This window comes from Plantactinospora sp. CNZ321, from assembly GCF_004217235.1.
Window position 1 is genome coordinate 2099216 of sequence record NZ_SHKQ01000001.1, and the last position, 17169, is coordinate 2116384.

The following is a 17169-nucleotide window of genomic DNA, read 5'->3' on the forward strand; positions in this document are numbered from 1 at the left end:
TCCGGGACCGGCGTCCCACGGGCCGCGCCCCGGGACCGGCGGTGCGGTCGAGCCGCTCGCGCGTGTCCAGGCAGGCATCTTCTGTGTCATCAGGGGGAGAAGGCACTATGACCACCGCTGCTGAGGACACGCGGCCGGCCCTGACACGCCGCCAGATCCTGCTCCTGATGGGCGGCCTGATGACCGGCATGCTGCTGGCCGCGCTGGATCAGACCATTGTCGGTACGGCGCTGCCGACCATCGTCGGCGAACTCGGCGGGATCAACCACTACTCGTGGGTGGTCACCGCGTACCTGCTGGCGTCGACCGCCTCGACCCCGCTGTACGGCAAGATGGCCGATCTCCTCGGCCGCCGCCCGGTCTTCCTCTTCGCCATCGGGACGTTCCTGGTCGGCTCGCTGGCCGCCGGCTTCGCGCAGGACATGACCCAGCTCATCATCACCCGGGGGGTGCAGGGCCTCGGCGCGGGCGGTCTGATGACCCTCGCCTTCACGATCATCTCCGACGTGGTGACGCCTCGGGAGCGTGGCCGCTACCAGGGGCTGTTCGGCGCGGTGTTCGGGGTCTCCTCGGTGGCCGGTCCGCTGGTCGGCGGCTACTTCGCCGAGCACGACTGGCGCTGGATCTTCTTCCTGAACGTGCCGCTGGCGGTGGTGGCCATCGTCGTCTGCTATCACGTGATGCGGCTGGTCCCGTTCGAGCGCCGGCAGCACGCCATCGACTGGCTCGGCGCCGGCCTGCTGGTGGCCGGGGTGAGTGCGCTGCTGCTCGCGCTGAGCTGGGGCGGCAACGAGTACGCCTGGGGCTCCGGAATGATCATCGGACTCTTCACGGCCGGAGCGGTGCTCGGCGTACTCTTCCTCGTCCAGGAGGCCCGGGTGGCCGAGCCGATCCTGCCGCTGAAACTGTTCCGCCGGTCCACCTTCGCGCTGGCCAACGCCGCCGGCTTCATCCTCGGGCTGGTGATGTTCGGATCGATCATCTTCATCCCGCTCTATCTCCAGATCGTCAAGGGTGCGTCGCCGACCGACAGTGGCCTGCTGATGCTGCCGATGATGGTCGGTGTCATCGTCACCTCGGTACTCTCCGGGCGGGCGATGAGCCAGATCGGCCGGTACAAATGGTTTCCGGTGGCCGGGGCGGTCGTGCTGGTAGCCGGCATGCTGCTCTTCACGCAGTTGCAGGTCGACACCTCGCTCTGGAACGCCTTCGCCTACATGGTGGTCATCGGCGTCGGGCTGGGCCTCTGCATGCAGTCGCTGGTCCTCGCCGTGCAGAACGCGGTCCAGATGCGCGACCTCGGCGCCGCCACCTCGGCCGCCACCTTCTTCCGGTCGCTGGGCGGCTCGTTCGGGGTGGCGATCCTCGGCGCGGTGCTCTCCGCCGGCCTCTCCACCGGGCTGGCCGACCGGCTGCCCGGCGCGTTCGCCCAGCTCCCGCCCGAGCAACGGGCCCAGTTCGCCGGCGCCAGCACGGAATTCTCGGTCAACGAGCCGTCCCGGATCCTGGCGCTGCCGGAGCCGATCCGGGCGGCCGTGCAGGAGTCGTTCGTCGACGCGCTGGACACCGTCTTCCTGGTCGCCGGGCTGGTCGCGCTCCTGGCCGTGGCCGTCACCCTGGCGATGCCGAACCACGAGCTGCGCGGCGCCCCGCCGGCCACCTCCGGCGAGCGGCTCTCCCGGGACCGGAAGGGCGACGCGGCCACCGAGATGGAGGCGAACGCCCAGACGATGATCTGAGGCCTTCCTGATCGGAGAATTGACTGCGCTCCCGTCGCACCCTTCCTATTTCAGGATGACCTATTTCAAGACGACCTGGCCGGTCTGCTCGAACACGGCGAGGTCGTCCAGGGTCTCCGGCACGGTGCCGGAGACCGGCGCGGGCAGCGCCCGGGGCGCGAAGAAGCCGGCGTCGGTGGTCTCGTCGGTGCTGGTGAGCGGTACGCCGGACCAGGCGTCGACCCGGAAGGCGACGACGAAGAGCTGGTACGTGTGGCCGTACATGTTGGTGAAGGTGCGGTCCGGGCCGGTGTACATGGCGAACGGGGTGACCTCGGTGGCGGTCAGGCCGGTCTCCTCCCAGACCTCGCGGACCGCACACTCGGCGATCGACTCGCCGAGTTCCAACGCGCCGGCGGGCAGCGCCCAGTAACCGTTGTCGGAGCGCTCGATCAGCAGCACCCGGTTGGCCTCGTCGCGTACCACGCCCCGGGCGCCGACGAACAGCAGCGTACGGTCACCGGCGAGGGAGCGAAGCTGACCGAGGTACGAATCGGCCCACGGGATACTGCTGCTCATCGGGCTGCCTTCCGGGTGGTCAGGTGTGAGCTGCGACACTAGGTTGTGGTCCATGCGTAGCACGATGATGGACGCGCCCCTGCTGGTTTCCCGCATCCTTGAACACGGCAGCACCGTGCACGGCACCGCCGAGGTGGCCACCTGGCTGGGCGACGGCTCCCGTCGGATGACGTACGCCGAGGTTGGTGCGACCGCCGCCCGGCTCGCGCACGCGCTCCGCGACGACCTCGGGATCACCGGTGACCAGCGGGTGGCGACCTTCATGTGGAACAACGCCGAGCATCTGGTCGCGTACTTCGCGGTGCCGAGCATGGGTGCGGTGCTGCACACACTCAACATCCGTCTCCTTCCCGAGCAGGTCGCCTACATCGCCAACCACGCCGAGGACCGGGTGGTGCTGGTCGACTCGACGCTGATCCCGTTGCTGGCCAAGGCGCTGCCGAAAATGTCCACTGTGCAGCACGTGGTGGTGGTCGGTGGCGGTGACCCGGCGGCGCTGTCGGCAGCCGGGGGCGGGCGGATCGCCGTACACCGGTGGGACGACCTGCTGCGGAACCGGCCGGACCGGTACGACTGGCCCGAGCTGGACGAGCGCGATGCCGCCGCCCTCTGCTACACCTCCGGCACCACCGGCAACCCGAAGGGTGTCGCCTACTCGCACCGGTCGATCTGGCTGCACTCGGTGCAGATCTGCCTGCCGGAGTCGTTCGGGCTCGGCCCGACCACCCGGGAACTCGCCATCGTGCCGATGTTCCACGCGATGTCGTGGGGCATCCCGTACGCAGCCTTCCTCTCCGGGGCGTCCCTGGTGATGCCGGACCGGTACCTCCAGGGTGCGCCGATCGCCGCGATGATCGCCGCCGAGCGACCGACCCTGGCCGGTGCGGTGCCGACGATCTGGACCGACCTGCTCAACTACCTGGACGCCAACGAGGTCGACACCTCCTCGCTGACCGAGGTGATCGTCGGCGGCTCGGCCTGCCCGCCCGCGCTGATGCACGCCTTCGCCGAGCGGCATCGGATCGACGTCATCCACGCCTGGGGGATGACCGAGATGTCACCGCTCGGCTCGGTGGCCCGGACACCGGCCGGGGCGACCGGGGACGAGGCCTGGCGCTACCGCTACACCCAGGGGCGGGTGCCGGCCGGGGTCGCCGCCCGGATCGTCGGCCCGGGCGGCGCGCGGATGCCCGCCGACGGCACGTCCGTCGGCGAGTTGGAGGTCCGCGGCCCGTGGGTGACCGGCCGGTACGTCGGCGACGACGCACCCGACCCGGAGAGGTTCCGGGACGGCTGGCTGCGTACCGGTGACGTCGGCACTCTCTCGGCGGACGGCTTCATCACCCTCACCGACCGGGCCAAGGACGTGATCAAGTCCGGTGGTGAGTGGATCTCGTCGGTCGAGCTGGAGAACGCGCTGATGGCGCATCCGGCGGTGCAGGAGGCGTGCGTGGTCGGCGTACCGGACCCGCGCTGGGACGAGCGTCCACTGGCGACGGTGGTACGGCGGGAGGGCGCCGAGGTGGGCGCCGAGGAGCTGCGGGACTTCCTCGCCGACCGGGTGGCCGGGTGGCAGTTGCCCGAGCGGTGGGCGTTCGTCGACGCCGTACCGAAGACCTCGGTGGGCAAGTTCGACAAGAAGCGGATCCGCGCCGACCACGCCGCCGGTGCCCTGGACGTGATCGAGCTGCCGACCTGACCGGCACGCGTACCCCCACCCACCCGCTACGTATCCTCCCGCCCACCCGGCACGCGTCCCCCCACCCACCCGGTGCGTGTTCTTCCGCTGCCCCTCCAGAGGCAGCAGAAGGACACGCTTCGGCGGCGGCGGTTCTCACGGGCGCCAGCCGGCGGCCAGCAGCGCCGCGCGGAGTTGTCCGGCCACCTCGGCCGGGCGGTCCCGTACCAGCCAGGCGGGGAAGCGGAGTATCCGGATGCCACTGATCCACAGGTCGTTCTGCCGGCGCATGTCCGCCCACCAGTGGCGTACCTCCAGATGCTGTGCCCCGTCGATCTCGACCATCACCTTCCACTCTTCGAAGTAGACGTCGAGATAGCGGCGCCGCCCCCGCGAGTCGGTACGCCGTACCTGCCGGCTGGGCGTCGGCAGGCCCTCCCGCCGGCAGAGTCGGAGCAGGTCCGACTCGGCGACGGACTCGGCCCCGGCGCGCGCGTCGGCGGCCGCCGCCACGATCAGACCGCGTCGACGCAGCCGGGGTAGCCGGGCCAGGGCGCGGTCCAGTTCCGGACCGTCGACCAGCCGCTGCTGGAAACCGGCGGCGATGATGGCCCGGGCCCGCTCGTCGTCCGCGGCCCACTGCGCCGCGTCGAGCAGCGACCGGGCCGGCATCGTGCACGGCGGCTGGCCCAACCGGTGGACGTCGGCGGCGCTCAGATGTCGGGTACGGTGCACCACGACGCCCGGTGGAGGATCGCGGTCCTGCCGATGTGCGGGGATCAGGACGTGCAGCGTCGCGCTGTGGTAGCCGCGCATCCCGAGTACCTCCAGCGCGGAGAGTCCGGCCAGCACGGCTCGTCGTCCGGCGCCCGCTGCCAGTACCGCCGCCCAGCGCCGCTGCTCGCGGGTCACCGGGCCGTCGTGTGCGAGGTAGACGCCCGGGGACATGATCTGCCACCGGCCGGTCGTCAGCCGATGGCGCAGTGCCTTGGCCGACAGCTGCCGCAGCGCCTGCCGCCGGCTCAGTACGTCGTCCTGCAGCCAGCGCAGGTACGTCAGCTCGTCCGCGTCCGGTGGCGGCGGCGGGCGCAGCCCGGGCACTGTCTCGCGCCGCAGCCCCGGGCGCCGTTTCGCCCCGCCCGTCACCACGTCGCCCCGCCGCCTGTCACCACGCTGCCCCGCCCGTCAGCACGTCGCCCCGCCGCCTGTCAGCACGCTGCCCCGCCCGAGCACGCTCGCCCGCCGCCCGTCAGCACGCCCCCCCGCTGCCCCGCCGCATCACGGACCTCCCGCTTCGGCCGGTGGCGGCGGGGGACCCGCCGGCGTTCCTGCACGACGACGCGGTTCAGGAAGCTGGCCCAGCCCGCCATCCGCCGACTATCCCGCCCCAACCCCCCGCTCTCCACCCCCACCCCGCCCCCTGTGGACAACCCGGGTGGGTCCCGGCGGATCGTGTGCTGTTGCTGCCCCCAGAGGGGCAGCGGAAGCCCACGGTCCAACGGATCTGAGCCGTTGCCAACGGGATGTCGTGGCGGGAAGGATGTTGGCCACGTGGAAGGGGCTGGCGATGCGAGCGGTGGCGGTGACGGCACTGGGCGGTCCCGGTGTGCTGCGGGTGGTCGAGCGACCGGACCCGGTCGCCGGCCCCGGCGAGATCCTCGTCCGGGTGCGCGCGGCGGCGGTGCACCCCGCCGATCTGGCCGCCCGGGTCGGGCGGATCCCCGGCGGCCCGGTCGAGCCACCGTTCCTGCTCGGCTGGGACTTCGCCGGTGACGTGGTGGCGGTCGGGGACGGGGTCACCGAACATCGTCCCGGCAGCCAGGTCGCCGGCATGGTGCCGTGGTATCTCACCCGGGGCGCCGTCGGGGCGTACGCCGAGTTCCTGGTCGCCAAGCGGGACTGGCTGGTCGCCGTACCGGACGAGTTGGACGCGGCGGAGGCGGCGACCGTGGGGTTGAACGCGCTGACCGCCCGGCAGGCACTGGAGATGCTGTCGCCAGCATCCGGATCGGCGGTACCGGCCTCCGGGTCGACGATTCTGGTCACCGGCGCCAGCGGCGGGGTTGGCGGGTTCGCCGCACAGTTGGCGGTCCGGGCCGGCCACCGGGTGCTCGCGGTGGCCAGTTCCGACGACGAGGAGTGGGTACGCGGTCTCGGCGTCGCCGAGGTGGTGCCCCGTTCGGCCGATCTGTCCCAGCTTGGACCGGTCCCGGCGGTCTTGGACGCGGTGCCGGTCGGCGCGTCGGCCGCAGCCACGGTCGCCGACGGCGGCAAGCTGGTGACGACCCGGCCGGTCCCGCCGCTGGATCCGCCGCGCGGGGTACGCCAGGAGACGGTCCTGGTCCAGCTCGACCCGCCGATGCTGGCGGAGTTGATGACCGAGGTGGCGACGGGGCGGCTGCGGACCAGGGTCGCGGCCTCGCTACCGCTGGCGGAGGCGGCCCACGCGCACCGGCTGGTGGAGGCGGGACGGCTGCGCGGAAAGATCATCCTCATGCCGTAGACAACCCCGGCGGTGCCGTAGGCGACCCTCGGCGGGTGCCGTAGGTGGACCCCGGCCGGGCGGTAGGCGACCCTCGGCGGGTGCCGTGGGCGACTCTCGGCGGTGCGGTAGGCGGACCCCGGCCGTGCGGTAGGCGGACCCCGGCCGTGCGGTAGGCGACTCTCGGCGGTGCGGTAGGCGGACTCCGGCCGTGCGGTAGGTGACCTTCGGCCGTGCGGTAGGTGACCCCGGCGGTGCCGTGGCGGCGGCCGGTGTGGGTGCCGTGGGCGGCGGCAGGGACGGTCAGGACTCGCTGGTCGTCACGAGCACCTTGCCCACCGCCGAGTCCTGCACGGCGGCGTGCGCCCGGGCCACCTCGTCCAGCGGGTAATAGTGCAGCGGCAGTCCCGCCTCGGTGCCGATCCGGAGTACGCCGGACGACGCGGCGGCGGCGACGTCCGTCACGGCCTGCGCCTTGGCCACCGCCGGCAGGGTGTAGACCAGTACGAACTGCCAGCGGACGTTCGGCACCATCATCGGGCGTACCGGCAGGGTGAGGGCGTCGCCGCCGTCGTCGGCGTACACCGCGACCGCGCCGTTGGCGCCGATCACCTGGCAGTCGATCTCGGCGTTGCTGGCGGCGGCGACCTCGACGATCGCGTCCACCCCGTTCGGCGCGACCTTCCGGACCTCGGCGACCACGTCCTCTTCCCGGTAGTTGATCACGTGCGATGCGCCGGCCGCGACCGCGAGCTGGGCCTTCTCGGCACTGCTGACCGTGGCGATCACGGTGGCGTCGGCCCACCGGGCGAGCTGGATGGCGGCGTTGCCGACCGCGCCCGCCCCGCCCTGGACCAGCACGGTGCGATCGGTGAGCGCGCCGACGTCGAGCCGGTCCGGCATCGTCTCGCCGGCCGTCAGGCAACGGTGCGCCGTCATGAACGGAATGCCGAGGGCCGCGCCGAGGTCGAACGGGGCCGAGCCGAGCCGTACCACCTGGCGGACCGGCACCACGGTGTACTCCGCTGCCGTGCCCCACGGCCGTTGCCAGGCCGCTTCCCAGATCCAGACCCGCTCGCCGGTCAACTTCGCGTCGACACCGGTACCGACCGATTCGACGATCCCGGCGCCGTCCTGGTTCGGAATCTGCCAGCCGTGCCGGGGCGGCGTGCCGGAGCCGTCGCCCTGCCGCGACTTCCAGTCGGTGGGATTGACCCCCGAGACGGCGACCCGAACCAGCACCTCGCCCGGGCCCGGCTCCGGCACCGGCCGCTCCACCACCTTGAGCACGGAGGGATCGCCGGTGCGCTGGTAGACGGCCGCCTTCATCGTCGACCTCTCCGGAGCTGCCACGCCTGACCACCTCTCGTCTCGATCCGCCGGCCCGGCCGCCCCGGTCCGCCGATCCTCGGCGTTGGTGACCTGCCGGCCGACGGGGTTCCGCACGCGATACGTCTGATCACCATCTTGCTGCCCGAACGGGTGGATCGCAGAGCTTTCGTTGCCGGGAACACGCTGCGGGAGCCCGGTCAGGAATCATTCAGGTTTGTCGGGTAGGACTGGTGGGCAAGGGTCCGTCTGTCGAGAGCGCCGGCCCGCCGACCTGGGACGTGGAGACGCCGATGGGAACCTCAGCCGAGCCTGCGGTGCCGGCTGCGTTCGTACCGACGGCAGGTCCGGCGGTGGCGCCGACGGCCGGTCCTGGCGGCGGCTCGTCTTCGGGTGCCGGCTCGTCTTCGGGTGCCGGCTCGTCTTCGGGGGGCGGACCGTTCCCGGGTGGCGGCTCGTCTTCGGGGGGCGGACCGTTTCCGGGTGGCGGATCGTCGAGGGCTCGTGTCGGTGGTCGGGACCGGTACCTGGACCTGTGGCGGGCGGCCGCGCTGGTCCGGGTGGTGACGTACCACGTGCTCGGCTGGGTCTGGCTGACCGTGCTGTTCCCGGCGATGGGGCTGATGTTCGCGCTCGCCGGCTCGTTGATGGCCGGCTCGCTGGACCGTACCGGCCGAGGCGCGGTCGGGCGACGGCTGCGCCGGTTGCTGCCCCCGCTGTGGGGGTTCGGGGTGGTGGCGGTCACGCTGCTGCTGGTCACCGGCTGGCGTACGGCACCGGCCGCGCAACTCGGCTGGGGCGAACTGGTCTGGTGGATCTTCCCGGCCCGTACCCCGCCGGTCGGCGGCCAGTCGTGGGCCTGGGCCTACAACGTGGTGCTCTGGTACATCGTCACCTATCTGTGGCTGGTACTGCTCTCGCCGGCTCTGCTGGCGGCGTTCCGTCGCTGGCCCTGGTACAGCCTGGCGGTGGCGGTGGCGCTGCCGATCGCCTTCCGGCTTGAGATCGTCAACATCGGCGGGTACTTCAACGAGCAGGCCACCAACGTCGGCACGTACCTGGCCTGCTGGCTGCTCGGTTTCGCGCACCACGACGGGCTGCTGCGCCGGATACCCGCCCGGCGGTACGCACTCGCCGTCGGGCTGCTCGCGGTCACCGGGGCAGGTTGGGTACTGGCGGTTGCCTGGTCGACCGGCAGCTACGACCTGAACCGGATCGCGGGTGGCAACACGCTGTGGTCGATGGCGTTCGTCGCGGCGGTGCTCCGGTTCCGGCCGCGCCTCGACTGGCTGGGCCGCATCCGCCTGCTGGACCGCTTGGTCGAGCTGTTGAACGCCCGGGCGGTCACCATCTACCTGTGGCATCTGCCGCTGGGCGTACTGGCCGGGGTGCTGGTCGCACCGCTGGCCGTCTCGGGCTGGGTGCAGACCGTCACCGTCCGGCTGGCCGCCGTCTGGCTGCTGGTGGCCGTGGCGGTGGCAATGTTCGGCTGGATCGAGGATCTGGCCGCTCGGCGCCGGCCGGCGCTGGTCCCGGCCAGGGTCAGCCCGCCCCGACGGGCCACCGCGTCCAGCGTGCCCGCCGGCCTCGATCGGAGCGGGTGGCGGGGTGCTGGCGCGGGTGGCCGGGACACCGCCGGGATACCCGCGGCAGCGGTCGGGGTAGCGCTGTCCGGGCCGAGCCCGGCGCCCGCGCGTCCGGCGGGGTCGGTCCGGGCGGCGCGGCGCTGGCACCGGGCGATGGCCTCGACCGTCGCGGTGCTCGCCGTCGGTCTGGGAGTGATGGCGCTCAACCTGTGGCCCGGGGTGACGACCCGCAGTCAGGTCGGGGCGTCTCCGGCCGAGGTCACCTACCACCTCTCCGACCTGCCGATGCTGCTGGACGGGAGTTCGGAGTGGCCGTCGTCGGCCCCGCCGCCCGACTCGGCGCCCGGGTCGGTCACCGTGCACGGCCAGGTCTATCCGCGTGCGGTGCTCACCGCCGCGCCCAGCCGGGTCCGGGTGCAGCCGCCGGCCGGCTGCGAGCGGCTCCGGGCCGTGATCGACGTCGGCGCCGACGACGTCGAGGTCGCCTTCGCGGTACGCGCGGACGACGTGACCGTCTTCGAGTCCGGCGTACGCAGCCGGGCGGACAGCGCCGAGCAGATCGACGTGGCGATCGCCAGCGCCAGCTTCGTCGACCTGGTGACCAGCAGTCCGTCCGGTGGCGCGGTCGGTGTCTGGGCCGATCCCCAGTTCGTCTGCGCCGGGTAGCCGCCGCCGCGACCCGTGCGGTCCAGGGGTCAGCGGCTGCGGAGTACCACGTCCTTGCTGAGGTCGCCCCAGCCGGTTTCCCTGGCCCGGGCGACGGTGTCGCGCAACTGGGACTCGTCCACCGGCTGCTCCCGGCCGGCCTGTTGCAGGGCGACGGCGAAGTTGGCGCAGAGGTATTTCAGCAGGTCGTCGTCGGCGTGGAGGATCTCACAGATGCCGGCGACCCGTCGGCGGTGCAACAGCCCGGCCATCCCCTCCAGCGCGGCCTGCTCGTGACCCTCGACGTCGATCTTGAACAGCAGTGAGTCGTCGTCGCCGAGGTGGATCCGCTCGTCCAGCCGGAAGCACTCCACCTCGACGCCCCGGTCGTTGTGTACCCGCAGCGACGCGACGCCGGTGTGCTCGTGCAGGTAGAGCCGGGCGATGCTGGACCGGTCGCTGGCGGCGCCCGCGTGCAGCACGGTACCCGGATAGTCGCCCCTGGCCGCCGCGATGGTCTTGCGCAGCCAGGGCAGCACGGCGGGGTTCGGTTCGACGAGATGCAGTTCCCGGAGCCCGTAGTAGCAGGTCGAGAAGGCCACCTCGCCGTAGTTCGCGCCGACGTCGATCGCGACGGTGGGACGGGTCTCGGAGACCAGGCGCCGCCAGGCGGCGACCGCCTTGCGGTCGAGGTTCCCCTTGTAGACGGCGAGTTCGGTGCCTCTGATGTCGGTGTAATCGGCGTGCAGTACGACGCCGATCTCGTTGCGGAAGGCACCTGCCCGGGTGCGGAGGGCGATCCGGTGGGCGGCCCGGCGGACGTGCTGCGCACCGGACTGGTGGAACGCGCGGCGCAGCGTCGATCGAAAAGTTGGCATACCGTTGACCGCTCTCACTGATCGATGGGGTTGTCACACGTCCGATGGACCCGGTCGGCCGGTCGGGGCCCTGCTCCTCGGGCATGTTACGCAGACAATCACCTAGAGCAACAGATCTGATACGCAGCGGAGTGGTACGCGGATTCTGCTCGCGTTTTCCCTGGTGGCAGTGGGGGCACGGCACACTCCCGGCAGACCCGGCGGTACGCCGCACAAACCCCGTTGTCAGGCGCTGTTTCACCGGCCGGGCGGTCCGTCCCCGGTCACCCCCGCCCGGCGCGGCAGTGCGTCGGAGCGGCCTGGCTCACCGGCCCGACCGGTCGGAAAGCTGACAACGGCGGTAGCGGGGCCAGCAGGGGGAGCCGGCGCCGCGGCCGGCACTTCGGCGCTCGGGTGTCGTGGCTGGCGCGACTCGCCGTCGAGGCCGGGCCGAGGTGTCTGCGCTACGCCGTCCGGTCGGGTCCGGTGTCGGACAGGGTCGGCGGCACCGTGTCCTCGGTGAGGTCGGTGACGTGCGGCAGGACCACCGCGGCGAGCTGTTCGGCGTCCGGGTCGAGCGGGTACGACCCGTGCGGGATCGCCACCACCCGCATGCCGGCGGCGGCGGCCGAGCGTACCCCGTTGCTGGAGTCCTCGACGGCGACGCAGCGATCGGCCGGCATGCCGAGGCGCTGTGCGACCGCGAGGTACGCGTCCGGCGCCGGCTTGCCCCGGGCGACCTCCTCGGTGGAGAGCGTCACCCGGAACTGCTCGGCCAGCCCCATCGCGGTCAGCGCCACGTCGATCAGCCGCCGTGGGGACGAGCTGGCCAGCCCGAGCGGCCAGTGCCGGGCGAGCCGGCGGACCACCTCGGGTGCGCCGTCGATGACCGGCAGGTGGCTCCGGTACTCCCGGGCCATCGCGTCGATGACGTCGGTCGCGATCTGTTCCGGGCTGCCGGGTACGCCGAGTTCGCCGAGGTAGCGGGCCCACTCGCCGGTGCTCATCCCCATCAGCCGGCGCTGGGTGTCGGGCTGCCACCGGCCGCCGGATGTGTCGACGTAGCGCCGCCGGACCCGCTCCCAGACCGGTTCGGAGTCCACCAGTACGCCGTCCAGGTCGAAGACCACCGCATCCACCACGGCTCCATCCTGCCCCAGCCGCCCGGCGCCGGCCCGCCGTGGTCGGGATTGAAACGATCGTGGTGATTGGCCCGGCCGGTCAGGGCGGTGCTCGCCGGCACGGCTGTCGGCGGTGCTCGGCAACCGCTGAGCGGGATCCGCCGACGAGACAGAGTCGGACTGGCCGCGAGGATAGCGGCCAGTCCGGCTCTTTTCGCTGGTCGAGTCGGGTATCAGACCAATGTTCCTGACTGGTCACTCAGATTGGGAATGATGACTGGAATTGATGCCGATCATCATCTGAGGGGGCGGACATGGGACGGCGGGCGGTGACGCGGGCTCTGCTGGTGGCCACGCTGGGCGTGACGGGGGCGCTACCACCCGCCCCGCCTGTCGCCGCCGCATCGTCGCCGGCGGCCGGTGCGGCGGCGAGGGCCGATGTCCCCGACACCTGCCCGGACGGCGGCGCCGGCTGCGTGGACGACACGATCGCCCGACTCCGGGACCGGTTCGCCGTGCTCGGGTCGTCCTGCGACCACCACGCCACCTTCGCGCTCGCCTACCTGCGCACCACCCAGGGCTTCAAGTGGGGACGGGACCAGGACGGATACTTCGCCGACAACGCCTGGGTCAACCGGGAGGGCGCGCTCTTCGCCGAGTACTACTACCGGGCGTACGACGACTGGGCCGCCGGGCGGCGCTCCGCCGTACCGGGCGCCTGGCTGGTCGCCCTGGACGCGGCCCGGTCCCGCCGGCTCAGTGGCGCCGGTGACCTGCTGCTCGGGATGAACGCGCACATCAACCGGGACCTGCCGTACGTGCTCGAACGGGTCGGGCTGATCGCACCGGACGGCAGCAGCCGCAAACCCGACCACGACAGGGTCAACGACATCCTGGCCGCGGTGATCGACCCACTGCTCGCCGAACTGATCGCCCGGCTCGACCGGGCCGGCTTCGACACCGGCATCCCCACCAGCGCCGCCCTCGGGCTGCTGGTCGGCTGGCGGGAGCAGGCGTGGCGCAACGCAGTCCGGCTGGCCGATGCGCGTACCCCCTTCGCCCGGACCCTGGTCGAGCTCGACATCGAGTCCGGCGCGGTGGCGATCGCCACCGGCCTCGCCACGCTGACCAGCTACGTCCCGCCGCTGTCCGGGCCGGGACCCCGAGCCGCCTACTGCGCCGAGCGACACGGCAGCGCGCCGCCGGTGGCGTACCCGTTCGGCGTGCCGCCGGCGTACTGAGCCCCCGGTACCGACGCCCGGAAGGGGTGTCCGGTAGCGGGGCTCAGGCGGACTTGCGGGGGGCCTTCTTCGGCGCGGCCTTCTTGGCCGTGCCCGACTTGGTCGCGGCCTTCTTGCCCCCGTCGGCCTTCTTCGCCCCGGTGGACTTCTCCGCGGTCTTCTTGGCCGCCTTCTTCGCGCCGGTGGCCTTCTTCGCCGCCGCCTTCGCGGATTTGGCCGACGAGATCGGGGTCGGCTGGCCGGCTCCGGCCCCGGCCGGCTCCTCGCCCCGGGCGGCCCGGGCCCGGTCCACCGACGCGCGCAGCGCCGCCATCAGGTCGACCGCCGCCGCCGGTGCCTCCTCGACCTCCTCCGGCTGCACCACCTCCCGGCCCTCGACCTTGGCGTCGATCACCTCCTGGAGGGCGGCCCGGTAGTCGTCGGTGAAGATGTCCGGCTCGAACTCGCCGGCCATCGAGTCGATCAGCGAACTCGCCATCGCCAGCTCCGGCGGGCGCACCTTGATGTCCTCGTCGAGGAAGCCGAAGTCGGGGCGGCGGATCTCGTCCGGCCAGAGCATGGTGTTGAGCAGCAGCACGCCCTCCCGGACCCGCAGGGTGGCGAGCTGTTCCCGCTGCCGCAGCGCCACCTTGACGATGGCCACCCGCTCCGAGTCGGTCAGCGCGTCCCGGAGCAACACGTACGGCTTGGCCGCCGCGCCGTCCGGCTCCAGGAAGTACGCCTTGTTGTAGAGGATCGGGTCGACCTGCTCGGCCGGGACGAACTCCAGTACGTCGATCGCGTGCGAGGTGCTCAGCGGCAGGTCGGCGAAGTCTTCGTCGGTGAGGATGACCATCTCGCCGCCGCCGATGTCGTACCCCTTGGCGATGTCGTCGTAGCTGACCTCCTCGCCGTCGATCGAGCAGACCCGCTTGTAACGGATCCGGCCGCCGTCGGTGCGGTGCACCTGGTGGAACCGGATGTCCTTCTCCTCGGTCGCCGAGTAGACCCGTACGCCGATGGAGACCAGCCCGAACGAGACGGCGCCGCGCCAGATAGCCCGCATGATCTCGTACCTTCCCCTCTCCGGGCGGATATTCACCCCGTCGAGTGAAAGTGCCCCCGAGCAGCCGGTACCCCCGCCGTTGCCGGTGCGGACGACCGGTTCGATCCAGGATCGCACCGGATCGAACCGGGCGCGAGCGTTTCGGCGTGGACCTAGAGTGAGGATCGTGCCCGGCACCCCGGTCAAGCCGATGCTCGCGGTTACCGGGGAGCTGCCCGCAGGCCCCGGCTGGGTGCATGAGTTCAAGTGGGACGGGGTGCGGGCGATCGCCGACTTCGTCGGCGGTGAGCTGCGGCTCTACGCCCGCTCCGGGGTGCAGATCACCGCCGCCTATCCGGAGCTGGCCGGGCTGCGGGCGCAGCTCGCCGAACGAGGGCTGGCCGATGCGGTGCTCGACGGCGAGGTGGTGGTGCTGACCGAGTCGGGACAGCCGTCGTTCACCGCGCTCGCCGAGCGGATGCACGTCCGGGAACCGGCCCGGGCCGCCCGGCTGGCGGCGAGCCTGCCGGTGACGTACATGGTCTTCGACCTGCTGCGGCGGGACGGCACGGACCTGACCGGGTGGCCCTACCGCCGTCGCCGGGAGGCGCTGGAGGCGCTCGGCCTGGGCGGTCCGCGCTGGGCGGTGCCGCCGGTCTTCCCGGACGGCCGGGCCACCTACCAGGCGGCCGGCGAGCACGGGCTGGAGGGTGTGGTGTCGAAACGGGCCGACGCGGTCTACCGGGCCGGGCTCCGGTCGCCGGACTGGGTGAAGGTGAAACTGGAGGTCACCGACGACTTCGTGGTCGGCGGTTGGCGGCCCGGCGTACGCCGGATCGGTGGGCTGCTGGTCGGGGTGCCGGCGCCGGACGGCGGGCTCGTCTACCGGGGTCGGGTCGGCGGCGGGATCGGCGCGGCGACCGAGCGGGAACTGCTCGCCGTGCTGGAGCCGCTGCGCGCCGCCGGCTCGCCGTTCGTGACCCCGGTGCCCCGGGAGGATGCCCGGGGGGCGATCTGGGTAACCCCCCAGATCGTGGTGGAGGTGAAGTACGGCCAGCGCACGCCGGACGGCCGGCTGCGGTTCCCCCGGATCCGCCGGCTGCGCACCGACAAGACTGTGGCGGACATCGATGGCGCGTGAGCAGCGGGTACGGGTCGAGGTCGAGGGCCGCAGCCTCGAACTGTCCAACCTGGACAAGGTGCTCTATCCGGCGTCCGGGTTCACCAAGGGTGAGGTGATCGACTACTACACCCGGATCTCGAATGCCCTCCTGCCGCACCTGCGCAACCGGCCGCTGACCCGGATCCGCTACCCGAACGGCGTCGACGGCAACTCCTTCTTCGAGAAGAACGCCCCGGCCGGCACCCCGGACTGGGTACGGCTGGAGACCCTGCCCGCCCCCGGCTCGACAAAGGGCCGGGAGATGCTCGACTACGTCGTCTGCGACGACCTGCCGACCCTGGTCTGGTTGGCCAACCTCGCCGCCCTGGAACTGCACACCCCGCAGTGGCAGGTCGACGCCCACCCGGACCTGATGGTGATGGACCTCGACCCGGGCGCCCCGGCCGGACTGGTCGAGTGCTGCCAGGTGGCGCTGCTGCTCCGGGAACGCCTCGCCGCCGACGGCGTCGCCAGCTATCCGAAGACCTCCGGCAAGAAGGGCATGCAGCTCTGCTGCCCGGTCTCCGGCCGGCAGTCCGCCGACGTCGTCTCCGACTACGCCCGCCGGATCGCCGGGGAACTCGCCCGGGAGGCACCGAAGTCGATCACCGCGCAGATGGCGAAACGGCTCCGCCCCGGCAAGATCTTCATCGACTGGAGCCAGAACAACGCGGCGAAGACGACGGTGGCGCCCTACTCGCTGCGGGCCCAGCCGACGCCGTCGGTCTCCACCCCGTTGACCTGGGCCGAGGTGCAGGCCGCCGCCGACGGGGAGGCCGGCGCCGTCCGCCAGTTCCCCGCCGTCGAGGTGCTGGAGCGGATCGAGGAGTACGGCGACCTGCTGATCGAGCTCCTCGACGGCGGCCCGGAGCTGCCGGTCCGGTGACAGGCAGGGAAGGTTCGTGCTGTTTCAGGGAAAGAGTGCCTTCACCACCGGCGCAAGCCACTCTTTCCCTGAACGAATACGAGTTCCAGGTGTACCCGGCGCGCGTCAACGCCTCGGTGTGTTCCGGCCCGCCTGGGGGGCATGCATGGGGCGCGGGAACGTGTCCCGGAGCGCCGCCGCGTTGGGGGCGGAGGTGGCGGGGGTGATCGGGATGGCGGTCACCGGCCGCGCCTCGGTGCGCAATACCCGCAGTACCCGCACGTCTCCGGCTGCCGTGGTCACCCGCAGTCCGGAAGGGTGGTCCATGGCCGTGAGAACGGCCTCCACCCGCAGGATCTCCGGTCGCTGCGCTCGGTGCAGCAGGCCCGCGACGAAATTGAGGAACTCCACCACGTCGGCCGTCGTTCCGCTACGTGCGGGAGGGGTGAGCACCAGGTAGGTCGTGCCGCCTCCCGCATGCTCTATCCGGATGCCGGGCGTCTCCGTCCCACCGCCGAACGGTACTGCCGTAACGATGTCCGGACACCCGGACGCGTGGATGGTCTCGGCGACGAGCCGCGTCAACTCGGTCTCACTCATGTGCTTTCCGCCTTCCCTGTTTGCTCGGTACCCGGGGGACCGGTTTACCTCCACCCCGGCCCGCGCGACATGGCAGCGAGCCGGACCGGGCTCCGGTCCTCCCGGGACCGTCGACAGACCCCGCTCGATCCCGTCCCCGCCTCACCCTCTGCCTGGTGAGGCCGACCGGGCGGGGCCATACGCCGCACGACGACCGGTGCGCGGTGCAACCCGCCGTGCCGAGTCGGATGCTTTTCCTTCTGCCGATCGCGCCCGAATCGCCGTGCTTGGCATCCATGCTGG

Annotated in this window: 14 protein-coding genes; 7 read left to right on the forward strand and 7 right to left on the reverse strand. The window is 72.0% G+C overall.

The window, feature by feature from the left end:
* Nucleotides 1-107 precede the first annotated feature (107 nt).
* On the forward strand, nt 108-1739 hold the full coding sequence (locus EV371_RS09355; RefSeq protein ID WP_130461702.1) for an MDR family MFS transporter: 1632 nt from the start codon (nt 108-110) through the stop codon (nt 1737-1739).
* A gap of 60 nt (nt 1740-1799) precedes the next feature.
* Here the strand turns inward: EV371_RS09355 and EV371_RS09360 are convergent, their stop codons facing one another.
* On the reverse strand, nt 1800-2297 hold the full coding sequence (locus EV371_RS09360) for an NUDIX domain-containing protein (RefSeq protein WP_130461703.1): 498 nt from the start codon (nt 2295-2297) through the stop codon (nt 1800-1802).
* 67 nt (nt 2298-2364) lie between these two features.
* Here EV371_RS09360 and EV371_RS09365 point away from each other — a divergent pair, with 67 nt between their 5' ends.
* A complete protein-coding gene (locus tag EV371_RS09365; RefSeq protein ID WP_207230726.1) occupies nt 2365-3996 on the forward strand; it encodes a long-chain fatty acid--CoA ligase in 1632 nt (543 codons plus the stop codon).
* 135 nt (nt 3997-4131) lie between these two features.
* Here the strand turns inward: EV371_RS09365 and EV371_RS09370 are convergent, their stop codons facing one another.
* A complete protein-coding gene (locus tag EV371_RS09370; RefSeq protein ID WP_486484548.1) occupies nt 4132-5121 on the reverse strand; it encodes a DUF559 domain-containing protein in 990 nt (329 codons plus the stop codon).
* A 394-nt stretch (nt 5122-5515) separates the two neighbouring features.
* Here EV371_RS09370 and EV371_RS09375 point away from each other — a divergent pair, with 394 nt between their 5' ends.
* Nucleotides 5516-6478, forward strand: coding sequence for an NADP-dependent oxidoreductase (locus EV371_RS09375; protein ID WP_486484549.1), 963 nt, complete (start codon nt 5516-5518; stop codon nt 6476-6478).
* A 282-nt stretch (nt 6479-6760) separates the two neighbouring features.
* On the opposite strand, the gene EV371_RS09380 is transcribed toward EV371_RS09375, so the two are convergent.
* The gene (locus tag EV371_RS09380; RefSeq protein WP_130465776.1) at nt 6761-7786 is read right to left on the reverse strand and encodes a zinc-binding dehydrogenase; all 1026 of its coding nucleotides are present in this window, start codon (nt 7784-7786) and stop codon (nt 6761-6763) included.
* A gap of 293 nt (nt 7787-8079) precedes the next feature.
* Here EV371_RS09380 and EV371_RS09385 point away from each other — a divergent pair, with 293 nt between their 5' ends.
* Nucleotides 8080-10038: an acyltransferase family protein gene (locus tag EV371_RS09385; RefSeq protein WP_130461705.1), complete on the forward strand. Its 1959-nt coding sequence runs from the start codon at nt 8080-8082 to the stop codon at nt 10036-10038.
* A 29-nt stretch (nt 10039-10067) separates the two neighbouring features.
* Here the strand turns inward: EV371_RS09385 and EV371_RS09390 are convergent, their stop codons facing one another.
* Nucleotides 10068-10895 (reverse strand): FkbM family methyltransferase, encoded by an 828-nt coding sequence (locus EV371_RS09390; RefSeq protein WP_130461706.1) that lies wholly within the window; start codon nt 10893-10895, stop codon nt 10068-10070.
* A gap of 443 nt (nt 10896-11338) precedes the next feature.
* Complete coding sequence (locus EV371_RS09395) at nt 11339-12016, reverse strand: HAD family hydrolase (RefSeq protein ID WP_130461707.1); 678 nt, start codon at nt 12014-12016, stop codon at nt 11339-11341.
* A gap of 308 nt (nt 12017-12324) precedes the next feature.
* Between EV371_RS09395 and EV371_RS09400 the strand changes: the two genes are divergently transcribed.
* Nucleotides 12325-13236 (forward strand): DUF5995 family protein, encoded by a 912-nt coding sequence (locus EV371_RS09400; protein ID WP_130461708.1) that lies wholly within the window; start codon nt 12325-12327, stop codon nt 13234-13236.
* Nucleotides 13237-13279: 43 nt separating this feature from the next.
* Here EV371_RS09400 and ku read toward each other — a convergent pair whose 3' ends face one another.
* The gene (ku, locus tag EV371_RS09405) at nt 13280-14281 is read right to left on the reverse strand and encodes a non-homologous end joining protein Ku (RefSeq protein ID WP_130461709.1); all 1002 of its coding nucleotides are present in this window, start codon (nt 14279-14281) and stop codon (nt 13280-13282) included.
* A gap of 166 nt (nt 14282-14447) precedes the next feature.
* Here ku and ligD (EV371_RS09410) point away from each other — a divergent pair, with 166 nt between their 5' ends.
* Both ligD (EV371_RS09410) and ligD (EV371_RS09415) read left to right on the forward strand, forming a co-directional pair.
* Entirely contained in the window at nt 14448-15401 is a 954-nt protein-coding gene (gene ligD, locus EV371_RS09410; RefSeq protein WP_130461710.1) for a non-homologous end-joining DNA ligase, read from the forward strand.
* The gene (ligD, locus tag EV371_RS09415) at nt 15391-16308 is read left to right on the forward strand and encodes a non-homologous end-joining DNA ligase (RefSeq protein WP_130461711.1); all 918 of its coding nucleotides are present in this window, start codon (nt 15391-15393) and stop codon (nt 16306-16308) included. Before ligD (EV371_RS09410) ends, ligD (EV371_RS09415) begins: the two co-directional genes overlap by 11 nt.
* 105 nt (nt 16309-16413) lie before the next feature.
* On the opposite strand, the gene EV371_RS09420 is transcribed toward ligD (EV371_RS09415), so the two are convergent.
* Nucleotides 16414-16887 carry a hypothetical protein gene (locus EV371_RS09420; RefSeq protein ID WP_130461712.1) on the reverse strand — a complete coding sequence of 158 codons (474 nt, stop codon included), beginning with the start codon at nt 16885-16887 and terminating at the stop codon, nt 16414-16416.
* Nucleotides 16888-17169: the final 282 nt, after the last annotated feature.